Origin of the sequence: Heliobacterium chlorum (genome assembly GCF_014502795.1) — a bacterium.
Classification (GTDB): Bacteria; Bacillota; Desulfitobacteriia; order Heliobacteriales; family Heliobacteriaceae; genus Heliobacterium; species Heliobacterium chlorum.
Map to the genome: position 1 here is coordinate 182,100 of NZ_JACVHF010000001.1, position 18,494 is coordinate 200,593.

The 18,494-nt window shown below is 45.2% G+C and carries 17 protein-coding genes; 9 read left to right on the forward strand and 8 right to left on the reverse strand.

Annotation, left to right across the window (positions count from 1 at the left end):
* The first annotated feature begins 357 nt into the window (after positions 1-357).
* Positions 358-1,515, forward strand: coding sequence for a DUF6765 family protein (locus H1S01_RS00880; RefSeq protein ID WP_188038240.1), 1,158 nt, complete (start codon positions 358-360; stop codon positions 1,513-1,515).
* 357 nt (positions 1,516-1,872) lie between these two features.
* Here the strand turns inward: H1S01_RS00880 and H1S01_RS00885 are convergent, their stop codons facing one another.
* The 3 genes from H1S01_RS00885 to H1S01_RS00895 form a co-directional block, all read right to left on the reverse strand.
* Positions 1,873-2,718, reverse strand: a complete 846-nt coding sequence (locus tag H1S01_RS00885) for an RCC1 domain-containing protein (protein ID WP_188038241.1) — start codon at positions 2,716-2,718, stop codon at positions 1,873-1,875.
* A 139-nt stretch (positions 2,719-2,857) separates the two neighbouring features.
* Entirely contained in the window at positions 2,858-3,583 is a 726-nt protein-coding gene (locus H1S01_RS00890; protein WP_188038242.1) for a glucosaminidase domain-containing protein, read from the reverse strand.
* 21 nt (positions 3,584-3,604) lie between these two features.
* Positions 3,605-3,961, reverse strand: coding sequence for a winged helix-turn-helix transcriptional regulator (locus H1S01_RS00895; protein ID WP_188038243.1), 357 nt, complete (start codon positions 3,959-3,961; stop codon positions 3,605-3,607).
* A 157-nt stretch (positions 3,962-4,118) separates the two neighbouring features.
* Here H1S01_RS00895 and H1S01_RS00900 point away from each other — a divergent pair, with 157 nt between their 5' ends.
* The 3 genes from H1S01_RS00900 to H1S01_RS00910 all read left to right on the forward strand — a co-directional run bounded on the left by H1S01_RS00900 (position 4,119) and on the right by H1S01_RS00910 (position 5,940).
* Complete coding sequence (locus H1S01_RS00900) at positions 4,119-4,640, forward strand: nitroreductase family protein (protein WP_188038244.1); 522 nt, start codon at positions 4,119-4,121, stop codon at positions 4,638-4,640.
* Positions 4,641-4,916: 276 nt separating this feature from the next.
* The gene (locus tag H1S01_RS00905) at positions 4,917-5,651 is read left to right on the forward strand and encodes a hypothetical protein (protein WP_188038245.1); all 735 of its coding nucleotides are present in this window, start codon (positions 4,917-4,919) and stop codon (positions 5,649-5,651) included.
* Between the two features lie 127 nt (positions 5,652-5,778).
* Positions 5,779-5,940: a hypothetical protein gene (locus tag H1S01_RS00910; protein WP_188038246.1), complete on the forward strand. Its 162-nt coding sequence runs from the start codon at positions 5,779-5,781 to the stop codon at positions 5,938-5,940.
* A gap of 69 nt (positions 5,941-6,009) precedes the next feature.
* On the opposite strand, the gene H1S01_RS00915 is transcribed toward H1S01_RS00910, so the two are convergent.
* From H1S01_RS00915 to H1S01_RS00930, 4 genes are all read right to left on the reverse strand, one after another.
* A complete protein-coding gene (locus tag H1S01_RS00915) occupies positions 6,010-6,582 on the reverse strand; it encodes a DUF1697 domain-containing protein (RefSeq protein ID WP_188038247.1) in 573 nt (190 codons plus the stop codon).
* A gap of 71 nt (positions 6,583-6,653) precedes the next feature.
* Positions 6,654-7,769, reverse strand: coding sequence for a DUF1501 domain-containing protein (locus tag H1S01_RS00920; RefSeq protein WP_188038248.1), 1,116 nt, complete (start codon positions 7,767-7,769; stop codon positions 6,654-6,656).
* Positions 7,770-7,895: 126 nt separating this feature from the next.
* Positions 7,896-9,191, reverse strand: a complete 1,296-nt coding sequence (locus tag H1S01_RS00925) for a DUF1800 domain-containing protein (RefSeq protein WP_188038249.1) — start codon at positions 9,189-9,191, stop codon at positions 7,896-7,898.
* Positions 9,192-9,361: 170 nt separating this feature from the next.
* Positions 9,362-10,282, reverse strand: coding sequence for a DMT family transporter (locus H1S01_RS00930; protein ID WP_188038250.1), 921 nt, complete (start codon positions 10,280-10,282; stop codon positions 9,362-9,364).
* A 256-nt stretch (positions 10,283-10,538) separates the two neighbouring features.
* On the opposite strand from H1S01_RS00930, the gene H1S01_RS00935 reads away from it, so the two are divergent.
* The 5 genes from H1S01_RS00935 to H1S01_RS00955 all read left to right on the forward strand — a co-directional run bounded on the left by H1S01_RS00935 (position 10,539) and on the right by H1S01_RS00955 (position 17,439).
* Positions 10,539-12,320, forward strand: a complete 1,782-nt coding sequence (locus tag H1S01_RS00935) for a YcdB/YcdC domain-containing protein (protein ID WP_188038251.1) — start codon at positions 10,539-10,541, stop codon at positions 12,318-12,320.
* Between the two features lie 207 nt (positions 12,321-12,527).
* Positions 12,528-13,178 carry an HlyD family secretion protein gene (locus H1S01_RS00940; RefSeq protein ID WP_188038252.1) on the forward strand — a complete coding sequence of 217 codons (651 nt, stop codon included), beginning with the start codon at positions 12,528-12,530 and terminating at the stop codon, positions 13,176-13,178.
* Between the two features lie 10 nt (positions 13,179-13,188).
* On the forward strand, positions 13,189-14,979 hold the full coding sequence (locus H1S01_RS00945; protein ID WP_188038253.1) for a DHA2 family efflux MFS transporter permease subunit: 1,791 nt from the start codon (positions 13,189-13,191) through the stop codon (positions 14,977-14,979).
* Positions 14,980-15,264: 285 nt separating this feature from the next.
* Complete coding sequence (locus tag H1S01_RS00950) at positions 15,265-16,929, forward strand: PAS domain-containing sensor histidine kinase (RefSeq protein WP_188038254.1); 1,665 nt, start codon at positions 15,265-15,267, stop codon at positions 16,927-16,929.
* Between the two features lie 246 nt (positions 16,930-17,175).
* The gene (locus tag H1S01_RS00955) at positions 17,176-17,439 is read left to right on the forward strand and encodes a hypothetical protein (protein WP_188038255.1); all 264 of its coding nucleotides are present in this window, start codon (positions 17,176-17,178) and stop codon (positions 17,437-17,439) included.
* Positions 17,440-17,528: 89 nt separating this feature from the next.
* On the opposite strand, the gene H1S01_RS00960 is transcribed toward H1S01_RS00955, so the two are convergent.
* Positions 17,529-18,227 carry a 4'-phosphopantetheinyl transferase family protein gene (locus H1S01_RS00960; RefSeq protein ID WP_188038256.1) on the reverse strand — a complete coding sequence of 233 codons (699 nt, stop codon included), beginning with the start codon at positions 18,225-18,227 and terminating at the stop codon, positions 17,529-17,531.
* Between the last annotated feature and the right edge of the window lie 267 nt (positions 18,228-18,494).

Below are 18,494 nucleotides of genomic sequence, written 5' to 3' on the forward strand. Positions count from 1 at the left end.
GGGGACGTGGAGGGGTGGTTTTATTAGCTCCAGGAAATTATTGGGTGAAAAAGGTCTACGGTCCTTTGAACTCCAACATCGAGGCATGTTAATCTAAAAATGCCTTCTTTTCAAATATCCATCTACCTACCGGGATGTCTAGCTCCCGGTATTTTTTTGTGGATTCAAAAGTGGAATAAAGCGTAAATCGAAAAAATTTAACTATTCGACGAAGTTTTACATGGACAAGTCTTCTTGGAGTATATAATCGAAAGTAAGCAAAATAACGAACATGAAAAGAGGTGATTATTTACAGTTACTAATTTAATTTACCCGAAATCATAATCAAAAAATTTAATTCTGGAGGTGTAAGAATCCATGCAGGCCGATTTCCATTTTGGAGTAATTTATGTCTTGGCAAGAGCTGCGGGATTTGAACCCAAGGACGCAGAAGTTATTGCTTACAGTTCACAATACGTGGATGATGCTAAACATGGTGGATTTATTAAGTTTAATAACTACCCAATGTTCTATCATTTACGAACTACATATACTGAGATAAATAAAGATAATTTCGATGAACTATCTAATCAGCAAACTTGGATTCCCTTTCATTTTCTGCCCGGTAATCGATCTGATAAATCCAGCGAATTTGGTTATATAAGTAGTTTAGTTTGTAGGAAAAACAGCGATTTGGCAAAAGCTATGGTTAATAAATGCATCGAAGAGAAAGATAAGGGGGGAGGATTGTATCGTTTAGGAATCGTTCTTCATGTTTATGCGGATACATGGGCTCATGATGGTTTTCTTGGAACCACACACAGCTTAAATCGTGTAACCAATTTAGAAGATAGAACCTCCGAAGCATTTAATTTGCATAATATTAAACACTACATGGCATCATTGGTCAAAAAGCCTTTGGAAGAAATTGAGGATAATTTAGCAGATACAATCAAGCGACTCTGGAAAAAGAGCGAAAACGATCCTCTGGATGAGATTGAAAATAAGTTTTTATTAGGACATCTTGCCGCGTTAACCTATCCTGATTTACCTTATAAGAAATGGAGTTACATTAATTATTGGGGTACTAAAGTCGAAAGGGATAATACTAAACTCTTTCTAGAAGCAGCTGAAGAGATATATCGAGTTTTGAAACAATATAGAGATGGCAATCCCGTTGAAAATACAGATTCCATCCCGAAAGACTTGAAAGAAAAGATAGAAAAGATGTTCAAAGAAAATTGTAATCCAAACGGGCATATTAGACTGGCAAACTGGTTGGATGCGATCAAAAATGGTCACTTTGGCAAAGAATATGCTGACCCAGCCTTGAATTATATCCCCTCCGGGGAAGGCTCGTGGAAGCATACTGCTTTACTTAGCTCAGACGGAGCTGATATAGACTCGGATAACATTTACACTTGTAATATTAATGTGTTTGAAAACAGTCACTGGCGACGCTTTCATAACGCGGTTAAGGCACATCTGCACTATATTATTAATGATTTGATGGTTGAAAAAAAGGTCTGTCTCTAAGCGTAAGTGCGACTTCGCCACCCACCGGCGAGGTCGCTTTTTTGCGTTTACATAGCAGATGAGTTTTTTGAGGGATAAGTGGGGGAGTTTGTGGGGTTGATAGGGGTAGGTAGTCGCAAACTCATCTGCTATGGATAACTAAGCGGATAAGTTATATCTCTTATAGTTTACAGATACTTTGTCTTACGAATGATGGGATTGAAGGAAAAGCCAAGTCTGATTTAGAATAAAATTTATACTTGAAATAAAAAGCGGTCTACGACAACGCATAGTTTATGGGGGCAATAAAAATGTGGAGTATTAAAGAGCAAATAATATCCGTGGCCAATTCGTTAAATATCTAGGAGGATTTTACGGTTACGAATGAGTTATACCGGCGGATACGGCAACCACCTCGTTTAAGTAAGGCGGAACATTACACTGCCCATAACTGTTATCACCTATAGCGATAACGGTTCCATCTTTTTTAAGAATCAAGGAATGAAAACCGCCGGCTGAAATAGCCGTTGCATCAGTTATACCCATTACGTTGCATTGACCTAAATCGTTTCTGCCCCTAGCAACTACAGTACCATCACTTTTCAATGCGAGAGAGTGCCCCCAGCCAGCATCTATAGCGATGATATCGCGTAAATCGGATACGTTACATTCGCCGAAATAACCGCCTCCCCAAGCGACAATGATACCATTTTTTTTAAGAGCCAGAGAGTATTCATCTTCGGCATCGATTGCAATAACATCAGTTAGGTTAGATGGAACGTCACATTGACCACTATTGTTAGAACCACGGGCGATAACAGTGCCATCTTTTTTTAACGCCAGAGAATGTGATTTTCCGGCTGCTATCGAGATCACATCATTTAAATCAGAAACGTTGCATTGTCCATCACTGTTATTACCCCAGGCCACAACAGTACCATCGCCTCTTAAGGCCAGAGAATGAAAGCTTCCAGAGGCAACCGCTACTACATTCGTTAAATTAGTAGGTACGTTACACTGGTTGTTCCAGTTTTCTCCCCAAGCAATAACAGTACCGTTATTTATGGCCAAGGTGTGATCGTTTGCAGCAGATAACTTTACCTTATAATTGGTTTCGGGCGAACCAAAGGCTGCACTGAACGTCCAGGTTAAACAAAGTACAGTAAAAAAGAATGAGGCTGCCAATGTCGTGAAAGTTGTAAATCGATGCGCTCTGAAATGCAAAATATTCCCTTCTTAAACATATTATTTAATATAAGTTATTAAAAAGCTATGGTCAAGTCGAATTCGTTGGATGAATGTCGAACATAAAAATATCCTTGAAAATACGAAAAACCGCCATGTGAGGCGGTCCTTTCATAGACTAAACAAAGTATCTTCTCTCACTGATTTTTATTCCCGAGTCCTTAAGCATGTTGAGCACATAATCAACGGCTCGATTCACAATCACGGCTGCCATTTCACGGGTTAGAGGTTCAGCAGGTTTAAAGGTTTTATCCTCATAGCCTTTAAAGATTCCCCGCTCAAAGGCGGTTTTTATATCGGCATAGGACCACCTTTCTGGGGAAACATCAACAAATGGTTCATCAGGTTTAGCTATTTCTGGGGTATCGTATTTGGCTAAATTATATTTATTGATAATGCTTATCAGCTTTTTGGGATAATCAGGGTCTGTGGCATAACCGCAAGTGTATAGCTGTTTTGCTGCGTCTTCTGGAGACTGTGCTTCTCGTACGGGGGCGTAACGCTCATTTAATAGGAACTGAGAGTGATCTCTGAGGCTTTCGTCCCAGGAATGATATGAACGAAACTGCGCATCGATGGTAATTCGTTTTCCTTCAATGATCTCGGAAGTGGAACTCATGATCGTTCCGGCTGGGCCCGTTCCTTTGATTCCAAATAGATTGTAACTGAATTGTCCAGTATTTTTATCGACGGGCACAAATTTACCCCATCCTGTTTCTAGTGCTGCTTGTGCAATTACAATACTCGCAAAGATTTGAAATTCTTTTTGTAGTTGCATCGCAGGTTGTGAGATAGCTGCTATAAACGAATCGGGATTACCTGGAGTAAATGCGTTAAAAGACATTACCATCACCTCTTAATTATCTTATGGGTGAATAAGCATTTGCGTTTTAAGCTCATGTTCCTCCACATAGGATTTCCCGAATTGACACATAGCCTCAAGGACCGGTTTTAGGTTTTTACCTGATTCCGATAAAGAGTACTCCACTTTCGGAGGAACCTCAGGATAAACCTTCCTTATAATCAACCCGTCTTCTTCTAGACTTCGCAACTGCTGCGTAAGCATTTTTTGCGTGGCTTGTGGGATTAACCGTTTTATTTCGCTAAACCGTAACGTTCTATCCAATAAGTGCCATAGGATCAAGGCCTTATAGCGACCGCCGATGAGCTCTATCGCCAGCTCCATGGTGCAGTTAAACAGGGCATTTTTGTATTTGATCATCCTTATCCTCCTAAACGGGTAGTAAGTATCTAAATGGGTACTATATTACTAAATAGTGCGTACTTGTTTAGATGCATTGTAGTCGGTACTATTATACTGCATAAGACATCAGGGGAATATATCCATTAGAAGGTTTCGTAAGGAAAGGATGATAAGCATGGGATTTTTAGAAATCGCCAAAAAGAGGTATTCCTGCCGTAACTTCCTCCCTAATCCGGTGGAAAAGGAAAAGTTAGACCAAATATTAGAGGCGGCCAGGGTGGCCCCGACAGGAGCCAACAAACAACCCTATAAACTGCTGGTCGTTCAAGAAACGGAAGCACAAGAAAAATTAAAAAAGGCCGCCAAAACGTATGGGGCTCCCTTGTCGATTATCGTTTGCGGAGATCATAGCAAAGTTTGGGTCCGGCCTTTTGATCAAAAGAACATTCTCGATATCGATGCCAGTATTGTAACGGATCATATGATGCTTCAGGCCACCGAACTTGGTTTAGATTCTGTATGGATCTGCTATTTTAACCCGACAGTGTTACGCGAAGAATTCAATATCCCTGCAGAATACGAAGCCGTTAACATCCTGGCTATCGGCTATTCTGCCGAAGAAGCTCATTCTCCAGACCGCCACGAAAAAACCCGTAGACCGCTTCAAGAAATGGTCTGTTACGAGGAATTCAAATAAGCGACTTCTGTTTGGGACAAAAACTGTAGTTTGCACACATGTAAATAGGCACGTTTTTGAAACCACGAACAGCGATCTTGCCAACATGTGCAGGGTCGCTGTTCGCTTGTTCTAAAGTGATGTCATGTATTTTGAATCAATCACCGAAATATACAAAAAAAGGATTTTTGTATATCTTCCGCGAAATACCTAGAGTATACGCTGTGCTTTCAAAGAGAAATGAATGTACGGACGTAGACAAATGAAAGCATGAAAAACGGTCTTCGAGGTACGTTTATGGAGTTAGCGATGGTCTTTTTCGTCATATTAATATTTGGAATCACGGTGATGGTAATTTTAGGAAAGGGGCGGATCAAAGGGGTAATTGCACCTCTGGCGATTTTGTTAATCGCTGATTTTTTACTTCTCTACGGAAAATATGTTGTCTCTGACGGTTTTCTGACGTTCATTCTATACGTACCTTCACTGGTACTGATCGCAATCTCCAGCATATTGTCGTTGATTATTTGGGTAAAAAGTAAAAGAGACAGTATCGATCAGCGCAAGATACTGGCCGTTGCCCTCGGCGTTGTTATGACGGCTGTAATTATGGCAACTCCCGCACTAGACCAAATGGATAAGTTCAAACTCTATCAAGAAGAATATCTCGCCGTTTCCGACGCCATATTCCAAGCGTACGATCAGGGGAAACTTTCCCTGGGAGAGGAATTCACGTCACCGCCGTACAGTATTTTAGGTGTAGATAAGCAGAATAGTCGATTTCCCGAGGAAGTGGCACATAAGATGGATACTTTACATAAGTCGGCTGGCGTCAATAGTTATATTGTAGCCGACCAAGACGTCATCTATTTTTGCTTCGGGGCCAATCTCCAATCGATCGATGGCATTGCCGTATGTAGAAACGGTAAAGACCCTACGGTAGATCTATCGCTGAAGTCAAGGTTCTTTGATGGTGCCACTTCTTACGAATACATCACTGAGGGGGCCTATCATTTTAGAGACGGGTTGTAAATCTCTTGGACCGAACCTTCCGAGGTCGGTTGACTAAGACAACTAGAAATTAGTTAAAGAAACAGCCACGCAAGCACTTTATTCAAGCTGTACAGTATACGCTGTGTTCCCAAAGTGAGGTGAATGTATGGATTACAGTTTGAGCCTGGTATTCGCCCTATTGATCAACATGCTCGTGATCAGAATCATCATGGAAGTGTTAGCTCGATTTGGCATTGACTTCGTAGGGTTCTTTCAAAACTTGTGGAAAAAGCTAAAAAAGCAACGCCCGTCTTCACGGCCTCAATAAACCGCGTCCAGAGCGCGTTCAGAGGAGGCCAGTTAAGACGGGCTTTTTTTACATGTTATCTTGAGTCCTTTAAAGAGGACGATTTTCGTCCATCTCTTTTCCCAGGAGCAATAGCTTATTCATCGTTTTCCAATTGCGTATCGTGGCGGGCACCTCCAGTTTCGCAAGTTGACCGGCAAGTTTTGAATTTCGAATACTCTGATGAAATAATAGATAAATATCCCGTCCCTCGATGAAGAACTCTTCATGTTCACTGTTGTACTTTACTAAGGATTTTACGCTATCCTGTGAAAGGGTATCTGTTAGCAAGGCGACGTATAGGCACTCGCTGTTCGATAACGATTCGATTTCCGACACCTTTTTCTCCGGAAAAGGGCAACGGACTATAATTTGTTCAAACTCTGCTAGAGTTCTTAAAATCACGGCAACTGAAAATCCAAAGCTTAGCTCGATTTGTGACTCGATTTTTTTACAAAGTGCACTTTCCGGTTCGTCAGATTTTAATAGAAGATTGCCGCTTTGAATGTACGTTCGTACATCACCAAGCCCGACTGCTTCCAGTGATTTCTTTAACTCGTTCATTTTAATGATATTTTTTCCGCCAACATTAATTCCTCGTAAAAGGGCGACATACGTAGTCAAAGCAAATTTCTCCTTTCCCTGCATTCAGGATAACTACGTCGAACTTAATTTGAGATAGACCACTTTGCGACCTACAAAAAACCGACGGGTGCATATTGCGCCCCCAACACAGTCTCCGAAGACCCTCCGAGGAACCGATCGATTAAGGTAGCATAGAGGCACCGGAAATCGGTGGTATACTTCAAATCTCCTTGATCTAGGTCGGTCAACGATGGGTATTCCCCATAAAGACCTCCCTTCACCGGTGCACCAATGAAAAAGACCGGTCCTGCCGTTCCGTGATCGGTGCCGCCGGAAGCGTTTTCATTCACGCGCCGACCGAACTCGGAAAAGATCATCAGCAGCACCTGATCGGCTTTCCCTGATTCATCCATATCCTGACAGAATCGACTGACTGCATCGTCGACCTGCTTCAGTTGACTCGCCTGTGCCTGTGCCTGTCCCGCGTGGGAGTCAAAACCAGCGAACTGAGTATAGATGATTTGAGGCTGTGGCGGCTCGCCTTTGATCAATGCAGCTGCGTCGGCCAATGCCAGACCCGGAACGGTACTGAGGTAGCCTTCCCTCGTATGTTTAAGACGGTGTACTTTTTCTACAGATACCACTAGGCTATTCCCTTTTTGTCTTACCAAGCGGTAGGGATCGGTGGAAGAGGTGCTGTTCGGGGAATCTGAGGTATACATCTGTTTGAAAGCGTCAACCATGGCTGTGTCTTTAGACAAGGTGTAACTTGATAGGGAAGGAATGACCGGTACGGATAAATCCCCTGACAGTGCCAGCAGCATTTGATTACTAATGACGACGGCACGCAAGGGGTGATTTATATCGGGTGTAGACTCCATGTATCTTGCCAGCCAGCCTTTTCGCGCTTGCACATCGGGGTCGGCCAGATTCCAGATATCCATCGAACGGAAGTGGGAGCGGTCTGGTTTCGGATAACCTACCCCTTGCACGATGGCGACGCGGCCGGCACCGTAGAGTTTATGTATACCGGCGAGGGACGGCGCCAACCCCAGCCCGTTTTCGAGGGGCAGCACTGTATCCGCTTTGATCGCGATGGTGGGACGGTTCTTGTAATAGGCTTCATCCCGATAAGGAACTACGGTGTTCAGCCCGTCATTCCCACCGGCCAATTGGACGACGACCAGGGTCCTATCACTACGGGGTGCCTTGTTTTGGTGAGCCAAAGGGGAACTGTTTGTGAAAAAGCCGCTGCGCCATCCGGCGAGGGCGGCCGTTCCTAATCCCGCAGCCGCAATCCCGGTGCCGACAAGAAACTGTCTGCGTGTAAAGGAATTTATGACGTCCGCCCCCTACATCTTCTGATTTTCAGGTGAGATGAGCAACAGCGCCAGAAGTCCCTGAGCTTTCGTCAGGGACCAGTCGCCCTTTGCGAAATGCAGCAGGGCTTCGCGAGTGTTGGCTGTCAAGATAAGACATAAGATACTTGACCATTCTTCGATAGCGGCTTCTGCCGAGGGGGGCATATTTTGTCCCAGTGGACCTTCTTTGGCCAATCGAGCAGCCTCCTGGGCAAACTGGAATCGCGAGCGCAATGTGGCACTGTTCAGCCAGATCTCTCCACTGGGCCAACCGGCCACATTGGGGGGCTGAAAAAGCAGTTGTCCCATTTCGTTTAGCCAGTGGGAAATTTGATCTGCCGTCAGATGGATACCAGTGAGGCGGATAGTTTCCGCAAGAAACTGTGTAGGATTTTTGACTAGGCTATGTTCTTCAGCAGCTTGGTAAAATTCCTCACGGGTGAAGAGAGCTCCCAGAAGCGTTTTCATATCATATTGGCCGTTGCGATAAAGGTCTGCTAATTCCCGGACCAGTTCCGGCTCGGGATTTTCCTGGTAAAAATGACGGCATAATTTTGTGGTGATAAACTCGGCTGTCCGGGGATGTTCCAGTAACAAATTTACGACACCATCAGCATCAAAGGTATCGCTTTTTCCGAAGAGAGTCTTCACACCTTGGTCATGAAGCTCCCGGTGGAAGACGCTTGCACCGGTTTTATCCAGTTGCCAGCCGGTAAACGCTCGGGCGGCCGCTTTTATGTCGTCTTCGGTGTAATTCCCGACTCCCAAGGTGAAGAGTTCCATCACTTCGCGGGCATAGTTCTCATTGGGTGCTCGGGAAGTGTTGCGGTAGCCGTCAAGCCAGATCAGCATGGCCGTATTTTTGGTAATCGCTTTTAGCAAGTCGCCAAATTTACCTAGACCGAACCGGTAAAAGAGGTCATATTGCTGTGCCATATAAAGGCTGCGGTTTACTTTGGCGAGAGAAGTGGCGAAGTGGTTGTGCCAAAAAAGGGCCATCTTTTCCTGAAGCGGAAAAGTGCCTTCGGTGATGCGTTTGATCCAGGCGGCTGGCATGGCTTTATAGTTATTTTGTTCCCGCTGACGGCGGGCTTTTCGCTTTTCTTCGTCTTTCAATGGTTGATTACCGTCGTCGTTGATGTATGTACTCATAGAAAGAGGATGAGGATCTTCGCGCAACCACGACTCCGGTACATCCGCATTCTTCGGGACAGGGTAAAAGGGGCTGCCAGCCCAGCCGGCTCGCAGCAGCAGTGCGCGGCGGCGTTTTTCACTCTGATCAGCCAAATGGCATAACCCACCTTTCTTAGGAACCCTTCCCTCCATTGTAGCACCATACAGCACCTGGGGTCTGTAAACTGCCCTAAAATCACCCGTCGATGGGATAAAAAGGCCCAGAAAATGACGCTCTCGTTACGGAGCGCTTTTTCCGGGCTTAGAGATGGATGGTGGGTGTTTTAGGACGAACCTTCCTCGACCGTTTTGCTGGGGCGGCTATGTAATATCATGCCGACGATGACGAGCATCATGCCTGTGAAACCGCTCGTTGATGGTAAGGCGCCGCCTAAAAAGAGCATATCGCCCAACAGCGAAAAGATAATTTCTCCGGCTTGCGTCGCCTCGACGGCAGCCAACTGGTGGGGATGATTTTTGGCTATGTCTGTGGCCATAAAAAATAAGGTGGTTGCAATCACGCCGGAACTGACGGCGACGTTGAAGGACTGTTCGATTTGACCCAGGCTCGGCAGAGCGGTTGCGAACAAACCGTATAGGGATAAGAGAAGCCAAAAGGGCATACTCGCCAGGGTCATCCCTAAGATACGCTGGTAGGTATCTAATTTTCCCGCACAGAGGAGGATCATCTTTCGGTTCCCCAAAGGATAAGCGATAGCCCCGACGAGGACTGGGAAGGAGCCGATCAAGATCTCTTGGAGAGAAAGTGTATCGAATTGTACTTTTTGCATGATCAAAATGCCGAACAATATGACCATAGAATAGAGCACGCTTTTCCTGGGGATTTTTTGGCCACGATAAATCAAGGGGATCATTAACGTGCCGGCTACGATGGTGACTTGCCACATCCCCGCGATTAACCAAGAAGGGCCATAGGTAGCGGCGTAACAGAGTGGAGTGTAAAAAAGTCCAAAGCCGACGGTGCTCCACAAGATCCACCAACTGAGATGTCCTTTCATCACAGAGAAAAGCTCTGCGAGATTGCCCCGCAGATAGACGATGATGAGGAAAAAGGGTAGCGTGAAAAAATAGCGTAAGCTGGCACTCCAAACCCAACTTCCCCCAGAAAGTTCCATCAGCCTGTTTAGAACAAAGGTAATTCCGAAGAAAGCCGATGCGAAGATACCAAGGATGATCGGTTTCAAAGACGGCCTCCTTATTGTTTATAAAGTTTAGCGAAGCATAGGGCTCTCCTTAAAATTATACAATGGAAACAAGCCATAAAGAATTAGGTTTAGTTAGAATTATCTGGAGGAGTTACTTGATTTGTGTGGAATTTAATCTCATGGAATACACATACAAGAATATGCAAATATGAACGACATAGCCGGTGTTGTATACTGGGCGTTACGCAATCGGTGTGTTGACGAGACGAAGGGGAAATCGGGGGAAGGTCGACCGATGAACTGTCCAAACACTCCTGTCAAGAAAATGGCCGCCTTAACGATGACGTTGACAATGGCGTTGCTGCTTGGGCAACCGATTTGGATACCGGAATCGTCCATTCGAACAGCGGAAGCCTCCTTACCGGAAAACAAAGGCGAGACAGTTGCACAGGCGGACGCGGGGGAGACTTCTGAACCTTCCTCGGAGGTGATAGCACGCGCCGATGAGCTCTTACAAGCGCTGATCGAATCCAACCCCGCCTTAGGTAGGTTGAAGCTGCAAGGTAAATCGAAAGAATTCGTTGAAGGTACAGCCACGCAAGCCCTTTATTCCGGCTGTACATCTACCTGGAACATCACCTTAGGCAGTGAAAACGCAGATGAATGGGCACAGCTTACGGTGGACGGACAGTCGGGAGACGCGATCCGCTTTTGTTGGAACAACTATGTAGCTTCGAAAGAAAAGAATTTGACGGAAGAGCGAGCCAGAGAAGTGGCTTCGTCCTTTCTAAAGAGCGTTGCCGGTGAACAATTTTCCGTATATCGCATCAAGGAAGAAAGCCTAATCGAAAATGGAGAGTTTGCTTTTCAACGAACCGTTCGATTCGAACGGTTGATAAACGGCATCCCCCTGTTGAATTGTGGCTGGTATGTCGTCGTTGACGCATACGGACGCATCAATGACGCGAGGTTAGAAGGTCCTCATAATTTTTCCGACGCCTCTTTTCCGAAACCGACCGGTCTGTTACCGGTCGAAGAAATCAAGGCAAAGGTCGATAAGTGGTTACCATTTCAGTTGTCCTATAGGCCAATGACATCGGACGATTCGAAACAAGGCCCTCCTAAAGCCGGCCTCGTTTACACACCCGTGGTGACCGGAATCGTATTGGCAGACGCCGTGACAGGAGAGGCGCCGCCATCCCAAAAGTCGGAAATTGAGGTTTTTCGCTTCAAGGGCGATGATCGCAACATCATAGGCAATGAAGCAGAGGCGGTTCAGTGGTTGAAGCGAACCTGGGGAGTCGACGTCCAGACCATGGAACAGATAAGGGTTCCTATGCCTGGTCATGAGCCTGCCGAGGTATTATATCGTTGTCGAGTGCCCTTTAAGGGAGGGGTAGCCGTCCAGTCAGGAACGACCGATTCAGGAAATGGCTCCGAGCAGGGATGGGTCAGGGAATACAATATCGCCGTGGAAGCAACGACGGGAAAGTTTATCCGTTATAGCGTGATTCAAAGCGGTGAGGATATCCCACAACTGTCCTTACCGGAAGATCAGGTGAAGGAAAAAGCCCGCCGATGCCTGGAAAATATGCTAGGCAGCGGTGAGTACGATGTAGAGATGGAAATGCTGGACCGTACGGTCCACATTCCTGAATGGGTCGATCGCAGCCGGTTTTTAAAGGGCGAGTTTATTCCCGATGGACTTTATAATTTCCATTTCCGATTCAGGCATTATGGCATACCGGACGGGGAGATTGGTGCATCTTGTCTGGTCGACAGTAATACTGGCGATATAAACCTGGAGCAGTTGAAATACCCTCAAATGAGGGACTACCCGGATCCGTCTAAAGCGGTCTCGGTAGACAGGGTCAAGGCAGCTTATCTCAAAAAGTGGACGCCCCGCTTAGTCTATAAATGGCCTGATTTTTACGGACAAGGGGCACCGAAAGCCAATCTCTACTATACTATTTCTGATGAAATGGTAGGGGTTACATACGATGCCCTTACCGGGGAAGAGACGAGCCTGTATGCTCCTAGTTCAAGTGGAACCATTATGTTTGATTGGATTCGTTGAGAAACCGCCATGGTCTGGCGGTTTTTCTTTTTGAACGGAATGACAAGATAATAGCGAAAAAGATATTGTGAAAAAAGCCAAAGTGTTTTCTCTGCTCCCAGGCGAGAACGCTTCGCTGTAACAGGTATAGGCGAAACTAAAGTGGGGAAAATGATTTCGAGTTTTTGTAACTTCACCACAGTACCGCGCTTCAGAGGAGGACCTTGCGTGAACAACTTTCGAAGAATGTTGACCGTAAACATACTCGTCTTAGCCTTACTCGCCGGCGGGGCGATAGCCGCTGTATACTTTTATAATCGAGCGATCAATTATGTGACGACAAACAATGCACGTATTGATGCGACTCGTGTCACCATTACACCATCCGCTTCAGGTCAATTGATCGGTTGGAATGGGGACATCGGAAAAAAGTATGCCCCCGGTGAGCGAGTCGGCATGATTCAACCCGCCGTCCCAGGTTCCCCGCCTGTAGATGTGACCTTTCCGATGAGTGCGACGATCGTACAGCAATCGGCCGTGAAAAACTCCTTTGTCGCCGCCGGCACACCATTGGCGTACGCCTACGATATGGATAATCTTTTTGTGACGGCGAACATCAATGAAAACGACTTAAGCAAGGTCGCAGTCGGACAGAACGTTGACATCACTGTCGATGCTTTCCCCGGAACACTCCTCAGCGGTAAGGTTAACCGCATCGGGATGACGACGGCGGGGACATTTACCTTGTTGCCGGAACAAAACACCAACGCCAATTATACGAAGGTCGCTCAGGTGGTCCCCATATCCATCGCGTTGGATGGAACGAAAGGGCTCGACATTAAACCGGGGTTGAGTACCAACGTAAGAATCCACCGTTAGGAGTGGGGTCATGGTTCTTGAGTATTTGATAGGCTATCTCATCTTCGCCCTCATTGTCATCGCAGCGGCCTATGCGTTGTATATCTATAGAACCAATGAGAATCTGCCCGAAAATGAACCTCCTGTCATAGACCCTACCTTCACGGGAATGATCTCCGGACCCGTGACGGAGCCCTTTGAGACTCCCCATCACGAACTTGCCCGCAGCGAAGGTGAAGTAAGGCAAGTCAACCCATCTCCGCAGGAGGTCAACGAACCGCTGCAGGAACTTCCTGTCGGACGAATTGTCACGGTCATGATGTTGGGGGCCTTTGTATCCATCCTCAACCAAACGTTGATTAACGTAGCGATTCCCCACATGATGAATGACTTCAATGTCTCAGCCAGTACTATCCAATGGCTCATTACCGGATTTATGCTCGTCAACGGCATCCTCATTCCGATCAGCGCCTTTTTAATGGAGACTTTTAGTACGAGACAATTGTTCATCGCGGCGATGATTTCCTTTACCATAGGTTCGGTGATCTGTGGTTTCGCCAACTCCTTCGCCGTGATGATGATTGGTCGTGTGGTCCAAGCGGTAGGAGCTGGGATCCTTATGCCGCAAGTGATGAACGTATTCCTGACGGTGTTTCCACCGGAAAAGCGGGGCACGGCGATGGGAACCATGGGTGTGGCCATGATTTTCGCCCCTGCGGTAGGACCGACCTTGGCCGGGTGGATTGTGCAAAACTATACCTGGCGCATCCTCTTTTTCATCATGGTTCCCATTGGCATTATCGACATCGTCATCGCAATCAAGTGGTTGTCCAATGTGGCTAAACTGACTTTTCCCGAGTTCGATATCTGGGGAGTGGTCTTTTCCACCGTTGGTTTCGGCGGGCTCCTTTACGGGTTTAGTCGAGCCGGGACTGTCGGGTGGGGTTCGGCAGAAGTGCTCCTCTTTGTAACACTCGGCGTTGTCGGTGTCGCCTTGTTTATCTGGCGTGAATTGACCGTTGAAAACCCGATGCTAGAATTCCGTGTCTTTCGCTACGGTATTTTCTCTCTGACGACGGCGATCAGTTCGATCACAAACATGGCCATGTTTGCAGCCATGCTCCTTTTACCGATATACCTACAGAATATCCGTGGCTTTACACCCCTGCAGTCCGGCTTATTGTTGCTGCCGGGAGCCTTGATCATGGGGGTCATGTCACCGATTTCAGGAGCCCTCTTCGATCGTATCGGTGTTCGTCCACTCGCGATCGTTGGGTTGCTGATCACAGCAGCAGCCAACTATGAGTTCGCAAAACTGACGGCGACGACCACCTACCACAATATCGTCTTGATCTACTGCTTGCGAAGTTTTGGAATGTCCTTATTGATGATGACCGTTATGACAGCAGGCCTCAATCAACTCCCCGGCTATCTAAACAGCCATGGAACAGCCATGTCCAATACAATACGACAAGTGGCCGGCTCCTTAGGCACCGCGTTGTTGGTGACGATCATGACCAATCGCACCAGTGTACATCTGGGAGATTATATGAGTGCGATGGTCTCCACCAATCCGGCAGTCAATCAGCAATTCGGTGGAATCACACACGCCTTGGCCGTAGGCACAGGTGTGACGGCAGCCCAAGCTCAAGGGCTAGCGACCACTGTTGTCTATGGCTTATCGGCCAAATATTCGGCGATCGCTGGGATTAACGACGCTTTTTTGGTGGCGACGGGAATTATCCTGTTGGCCTGGGTGATGTCTTTCTTTATTCGAAGGGTCCCTTATGGGAAGACTGAGGTCGTGACGAGAGATTCATAAACAAAAAAGCCTAGCGATACACGATTATCGCTAGGCTTTTTTACTGGTTAAAGGTCGGCTAGGGTTTTTTATTGATAGCAAATATCATAACGCCTTGTTGTAGAGAACCTAGTGGCTAAATGTTTCACTCTTTATACTCATTACGATAAAAAATTATATAGGGACATGTATACCTGCCGGAGCATCTCGCTCCGGTTTTTTTGGTAAAGTACGTTTATATTTGTCATTAGGTGGACTATAATTAGCTAATAATCTGTGACAACGCGCTGACAGGGGCTGTTAAGCTTGGATAGTCTTCCGAAGGAAATAGATCAATTTATCGATAAGTTGACTGAATTTAAACAAGAATATACAGATCTTTTCTATAAATATCAAAATAATACACGACTGATGGTAAAAAATCAGACCGTCATCGATAATCTCTTAAATGTAATCCCTGATATTATTTTTGTGAAAGATGCCAATGGCGTCATGTTAAATTGTAACAAGGCCCTCTGTGACTTTTTTGGTATGGATAGTAAAAGAATCATCGGAAAGACCGACTATGAGTTGTTTTCCAAAGAAGATGCTAAACTTTACCGTCAGATGGATTCTAAAGTAATGCGAGAAAAAAGAACCCAAAAAATTGAGGAATGGATCCTTTATCCCGATGGGAAAAAAGTGCTGGTTGAGACGATCAAAGAACCCATTTTCGATCAAAATAATCAAGTGGTTGGCATTATCGGTATCTCCAGAGATATTACGCAACATAAACAAACACTGATGGCATTACAGGAAAGCGAAAAAAAGTTGGAGATGTTCTTCTCCCAGTCGATGAACGCTTTCTTTTACATAATGAGCGACGAACCGATTCGCTGGGATGATTCGATCGACAAAGAAGAAGTGTTGAATTATGCGATGCGGCATCTGCGAATTACGAAGTGTAATGACGCTTTGTGCAGCCTCTATAGAGCTCAAAGAGAACAATTAATCCATCTGCCTATGAATGATTTTTGGGGCAAAGACACAGCACAATGCAAGAAAATGTTAAAAGAACTGTTGGATTCAGGTAAACTTCGTGTTGAAATGTCTCGAGAGAAGTTCGATGGCACAGCCATGTATGTCGAAGGAGACTATCAACTTTTTTATGCTGACGACGGGAGAGTGCTCGGCTATTTTGGCGTTCAACGGGATATCACTGCGAAAAAACGAGGTCTCAAGGAGTTAGAAGTCGCTAAGGAACAAGCTGAAGCGGCGAATCATGCCAAGAGCCAATTCTTGTCGACGATGAGTCACGAAATCCGCACGCCCATGAACGGAATTTTAGGAATGTCTGAACTTCTTTTGGATACGCCCATGTCTGAGGAGCAAAAGGAATTCGCCAAGATGATCAAGGATTCTACCCATGCTCTCTTAAACGTCATCAGTGACGTGTTGGATTACTCTAAGATCGATTCGGGATCTATGATGATCGAGAAGGTGGAGGTACATCTTCAAGAAACGATTACGGATGTTATCGATCTTGTAAAGGTTACGGCTCAAGCAAAGGGACTACCCTTAATTAGTTTGATTGATCTCGAGAGTGCCCCGGCGATACAGTGCGATCCGGTTCGCCTTCGTCAGGTATTATTGAACTTACTGGACAACGCCGTTAAATTTACGCAACGTGGGGAAGTAACCTTACGAGTGTCCACCCAAGAAATTCATAGTAAGAAAGAAGTCCTCTTTGAGGTTATTGACACAGGGATCGGCATTGAGGCTAAAGATATCGAACGCATCTTCCAACCCTTTAGCCAAGTGGACAGTTCCTTTTCGCGAAGATACGGTGGTACCGGTTTAGGGTTATCTATCTCAAAGCGTTTAGTCGAGCTGATGGGCGGAACGATTGGAGTACATAGCCAGATCGGCAAAGGAACGAAATTTTGGTTTACCATTCCGTTGATTGAATGGACCGCATTTATTGCTGAGTAAGGCAAGTACCGAACGCATGAATGAGTAACGGCATAAGTGTTAGAACGCGAGTTAACAATAGCTTATAGATGAAAAGCCGCCGAGGGAGGGTGGCTTTTTTGCTATCTCATGACCTGTGGATGAACCTATTCGGGTAACACTTAATCGGTTATTGCGTAGATTATCTATATCGATATAGTGTAAAGCTATAAGTGATGAGGTATAATTCCTATAAGATTTCTGTAGATTCAAAGGGGGACGATAGCGATGTCTCTGGCTGAGTTACTTAGAGAGGGAGAAGAGTTTAAGTACGAGATGCTCAAGCTAAAGCTATCGGATAACTTTTTTAAGAGTAAAAAGTATTTGGATTGGATAGAGCGATGTATCCAATCGTTGAATGACCAGATCTCTTCGGAGCCCTTAGCTAAAAAGTTTTTGCATCTATCCAAAAAGCCGACGCAATTCAACGATATTACTCACGATGGTATCCTCTATATGTTAAGGGCCTTTTGTTTGACTGAGAGAGGATAAGAGCCGTTGGTAGGCGGCCCCACAGTGAACCATTCACTGCGGGGTCGCTTTTTATTGCTCAAAAGTCGGTAACCGTTGAACTTGATAAGCTAGGGCGCTTTACCATCTAAGGTTTCCAAAATGTCATGAATGGTCACCTCAGTTATTGTCGAACTGAAATTATTATCTAATGAACAGACTGAAACGATATGGTCTTTGTCAATATCAAAATGCGTAAAGAAACAAGATTGTAATGCGTTATCGGTGATAACGGAAATCCTATCATTTCGTATGTCCATCGAAAAAGAATCAAGGGGTATGACTAATCCTCTTCCATCGGCCTTAATATAGCTTTCCTTTAACGTCCACAGCAAGTAAAAGTATCTAAGTCGATGATCGACAGCTTGGTTTAATAGCTGGCAGTATTCTTCTTTTGAAAAGAAGTTCTTAGCAATGTCAAGATCTATCGGCCGAATATGTTCAATATCGATGCCCACAAGTTCATCGGATATGGCACAAACCACCCAGTTGCCCGAATGGGAAACATTAAAACTTACATTACTTGGATCAACCAAAAAAGGCTTATTATAGGTGGTGACATTGAAGTGCAGTTGGTTGTTCCTATATCCGGTTCTTTGACAGATGGCGAATCGTGAGAGCAAGTCTCCAAAGAGACAGCGAAGTGAATCCTGTTGAAATCGATAGTTATTTACTTTTTTGCTTCTCTCTTTACAAACAAATCGCATAAGTGAATCTTTTCGTTGGCTATCTGCGTCTGAATTAATTTGAATACCATAAATCTCTGTCATGGCAAACCCAATCTCCCTAATTGTTTTTATTCATCGTTCCCAGGATTAGCTTTTTAAGCTTCCCAACGGAGTTACTCTATAGAATCAAAAAGCCTACACTCCGATATATATATAAATATAATAAATTTTATTTTAAAAATTTTTAAAAATAAAGAATGATTAAATCCCCTAAACATACTATAGAAAGTGAGAATATTATTTAGAACTTTTTAAAGGAAGGGGGAGTAAAAGAGGTACAGGCCTAACTATAAGGTTCTGTCGGTAGAA

Bases quoted from the DNA above. Each gene is read 5' to 3' on its own strand.
- H1S01_RS00880 (WP_188038240.1), top strand. From the start codon at position 358: ATGCAGGCCGATTTCCATTTTGGAGTAATTTATGTCTTGGCAAGAGCT.
- H1S01_RS00955 (WP_188038255.1), top strand. From the start codon at position 17,176: ATGTCTCTGGCTGAGTTACTTAGAGAGGGAGAAGAGTTTAAGTACGAG.
- H1S01_RS00935 (WP_188038251.1), top strand. From the start codon at position 10,539: ATGAACTGTCCAAACACTCCTGTCAAGAAAATGGCCGCCTTAACGATG.
- H1S01_RS00905 (WP_188038245.1), top strand. From the start codon at position 4,917: ATGGAGTTAGCGATGGTCTTTTTCGTCATATTAATATTTGGAATCACG.
- H1S01_RS00890 (WP_188038242.1), bottom strand. From the start codon at position 3,583: ATGTCTTTTAACGCATTTACTCCAGGTAATCCCGATTCGTTTATAGCA.
- H1S01_RS00910 (WP_188038246.1), top strand. From the start codon at position 5,779: ATGGATTACAGTTTGAGCCTGGTATTCGCCCTATTGATCAACATGCTC.
- H1S01_RS00945 (WP_188038253.1), top strand. From the start codon at position 13,189: ATGGTTCTTGAGTATTTGATAGGCTATCTCATCTTCGCCCTCATTGTC.
- H1S01_RS00895 (WP_188038243.1), bottom strand. From the start codon at position 3,961: ATGATCAAATACAAAAATGCCCTGTTTAACTGCACCATGGAGCTGGCG.
- H1S01_RS00960 (WP_188038256.1), bottom strand. From the start codon at position 18,227: ATGACAGAGATTTATGGTATTCAAATTAATTCAGACGCAGATAGCCAA.
- H1S01_RS00900 (WP_188038244.1), top strand. From the start codon at position 4,119: ATGGGATTTTTAGAAATCGCCAAAAAGAGGTATTCCTGCCGTAACTTC.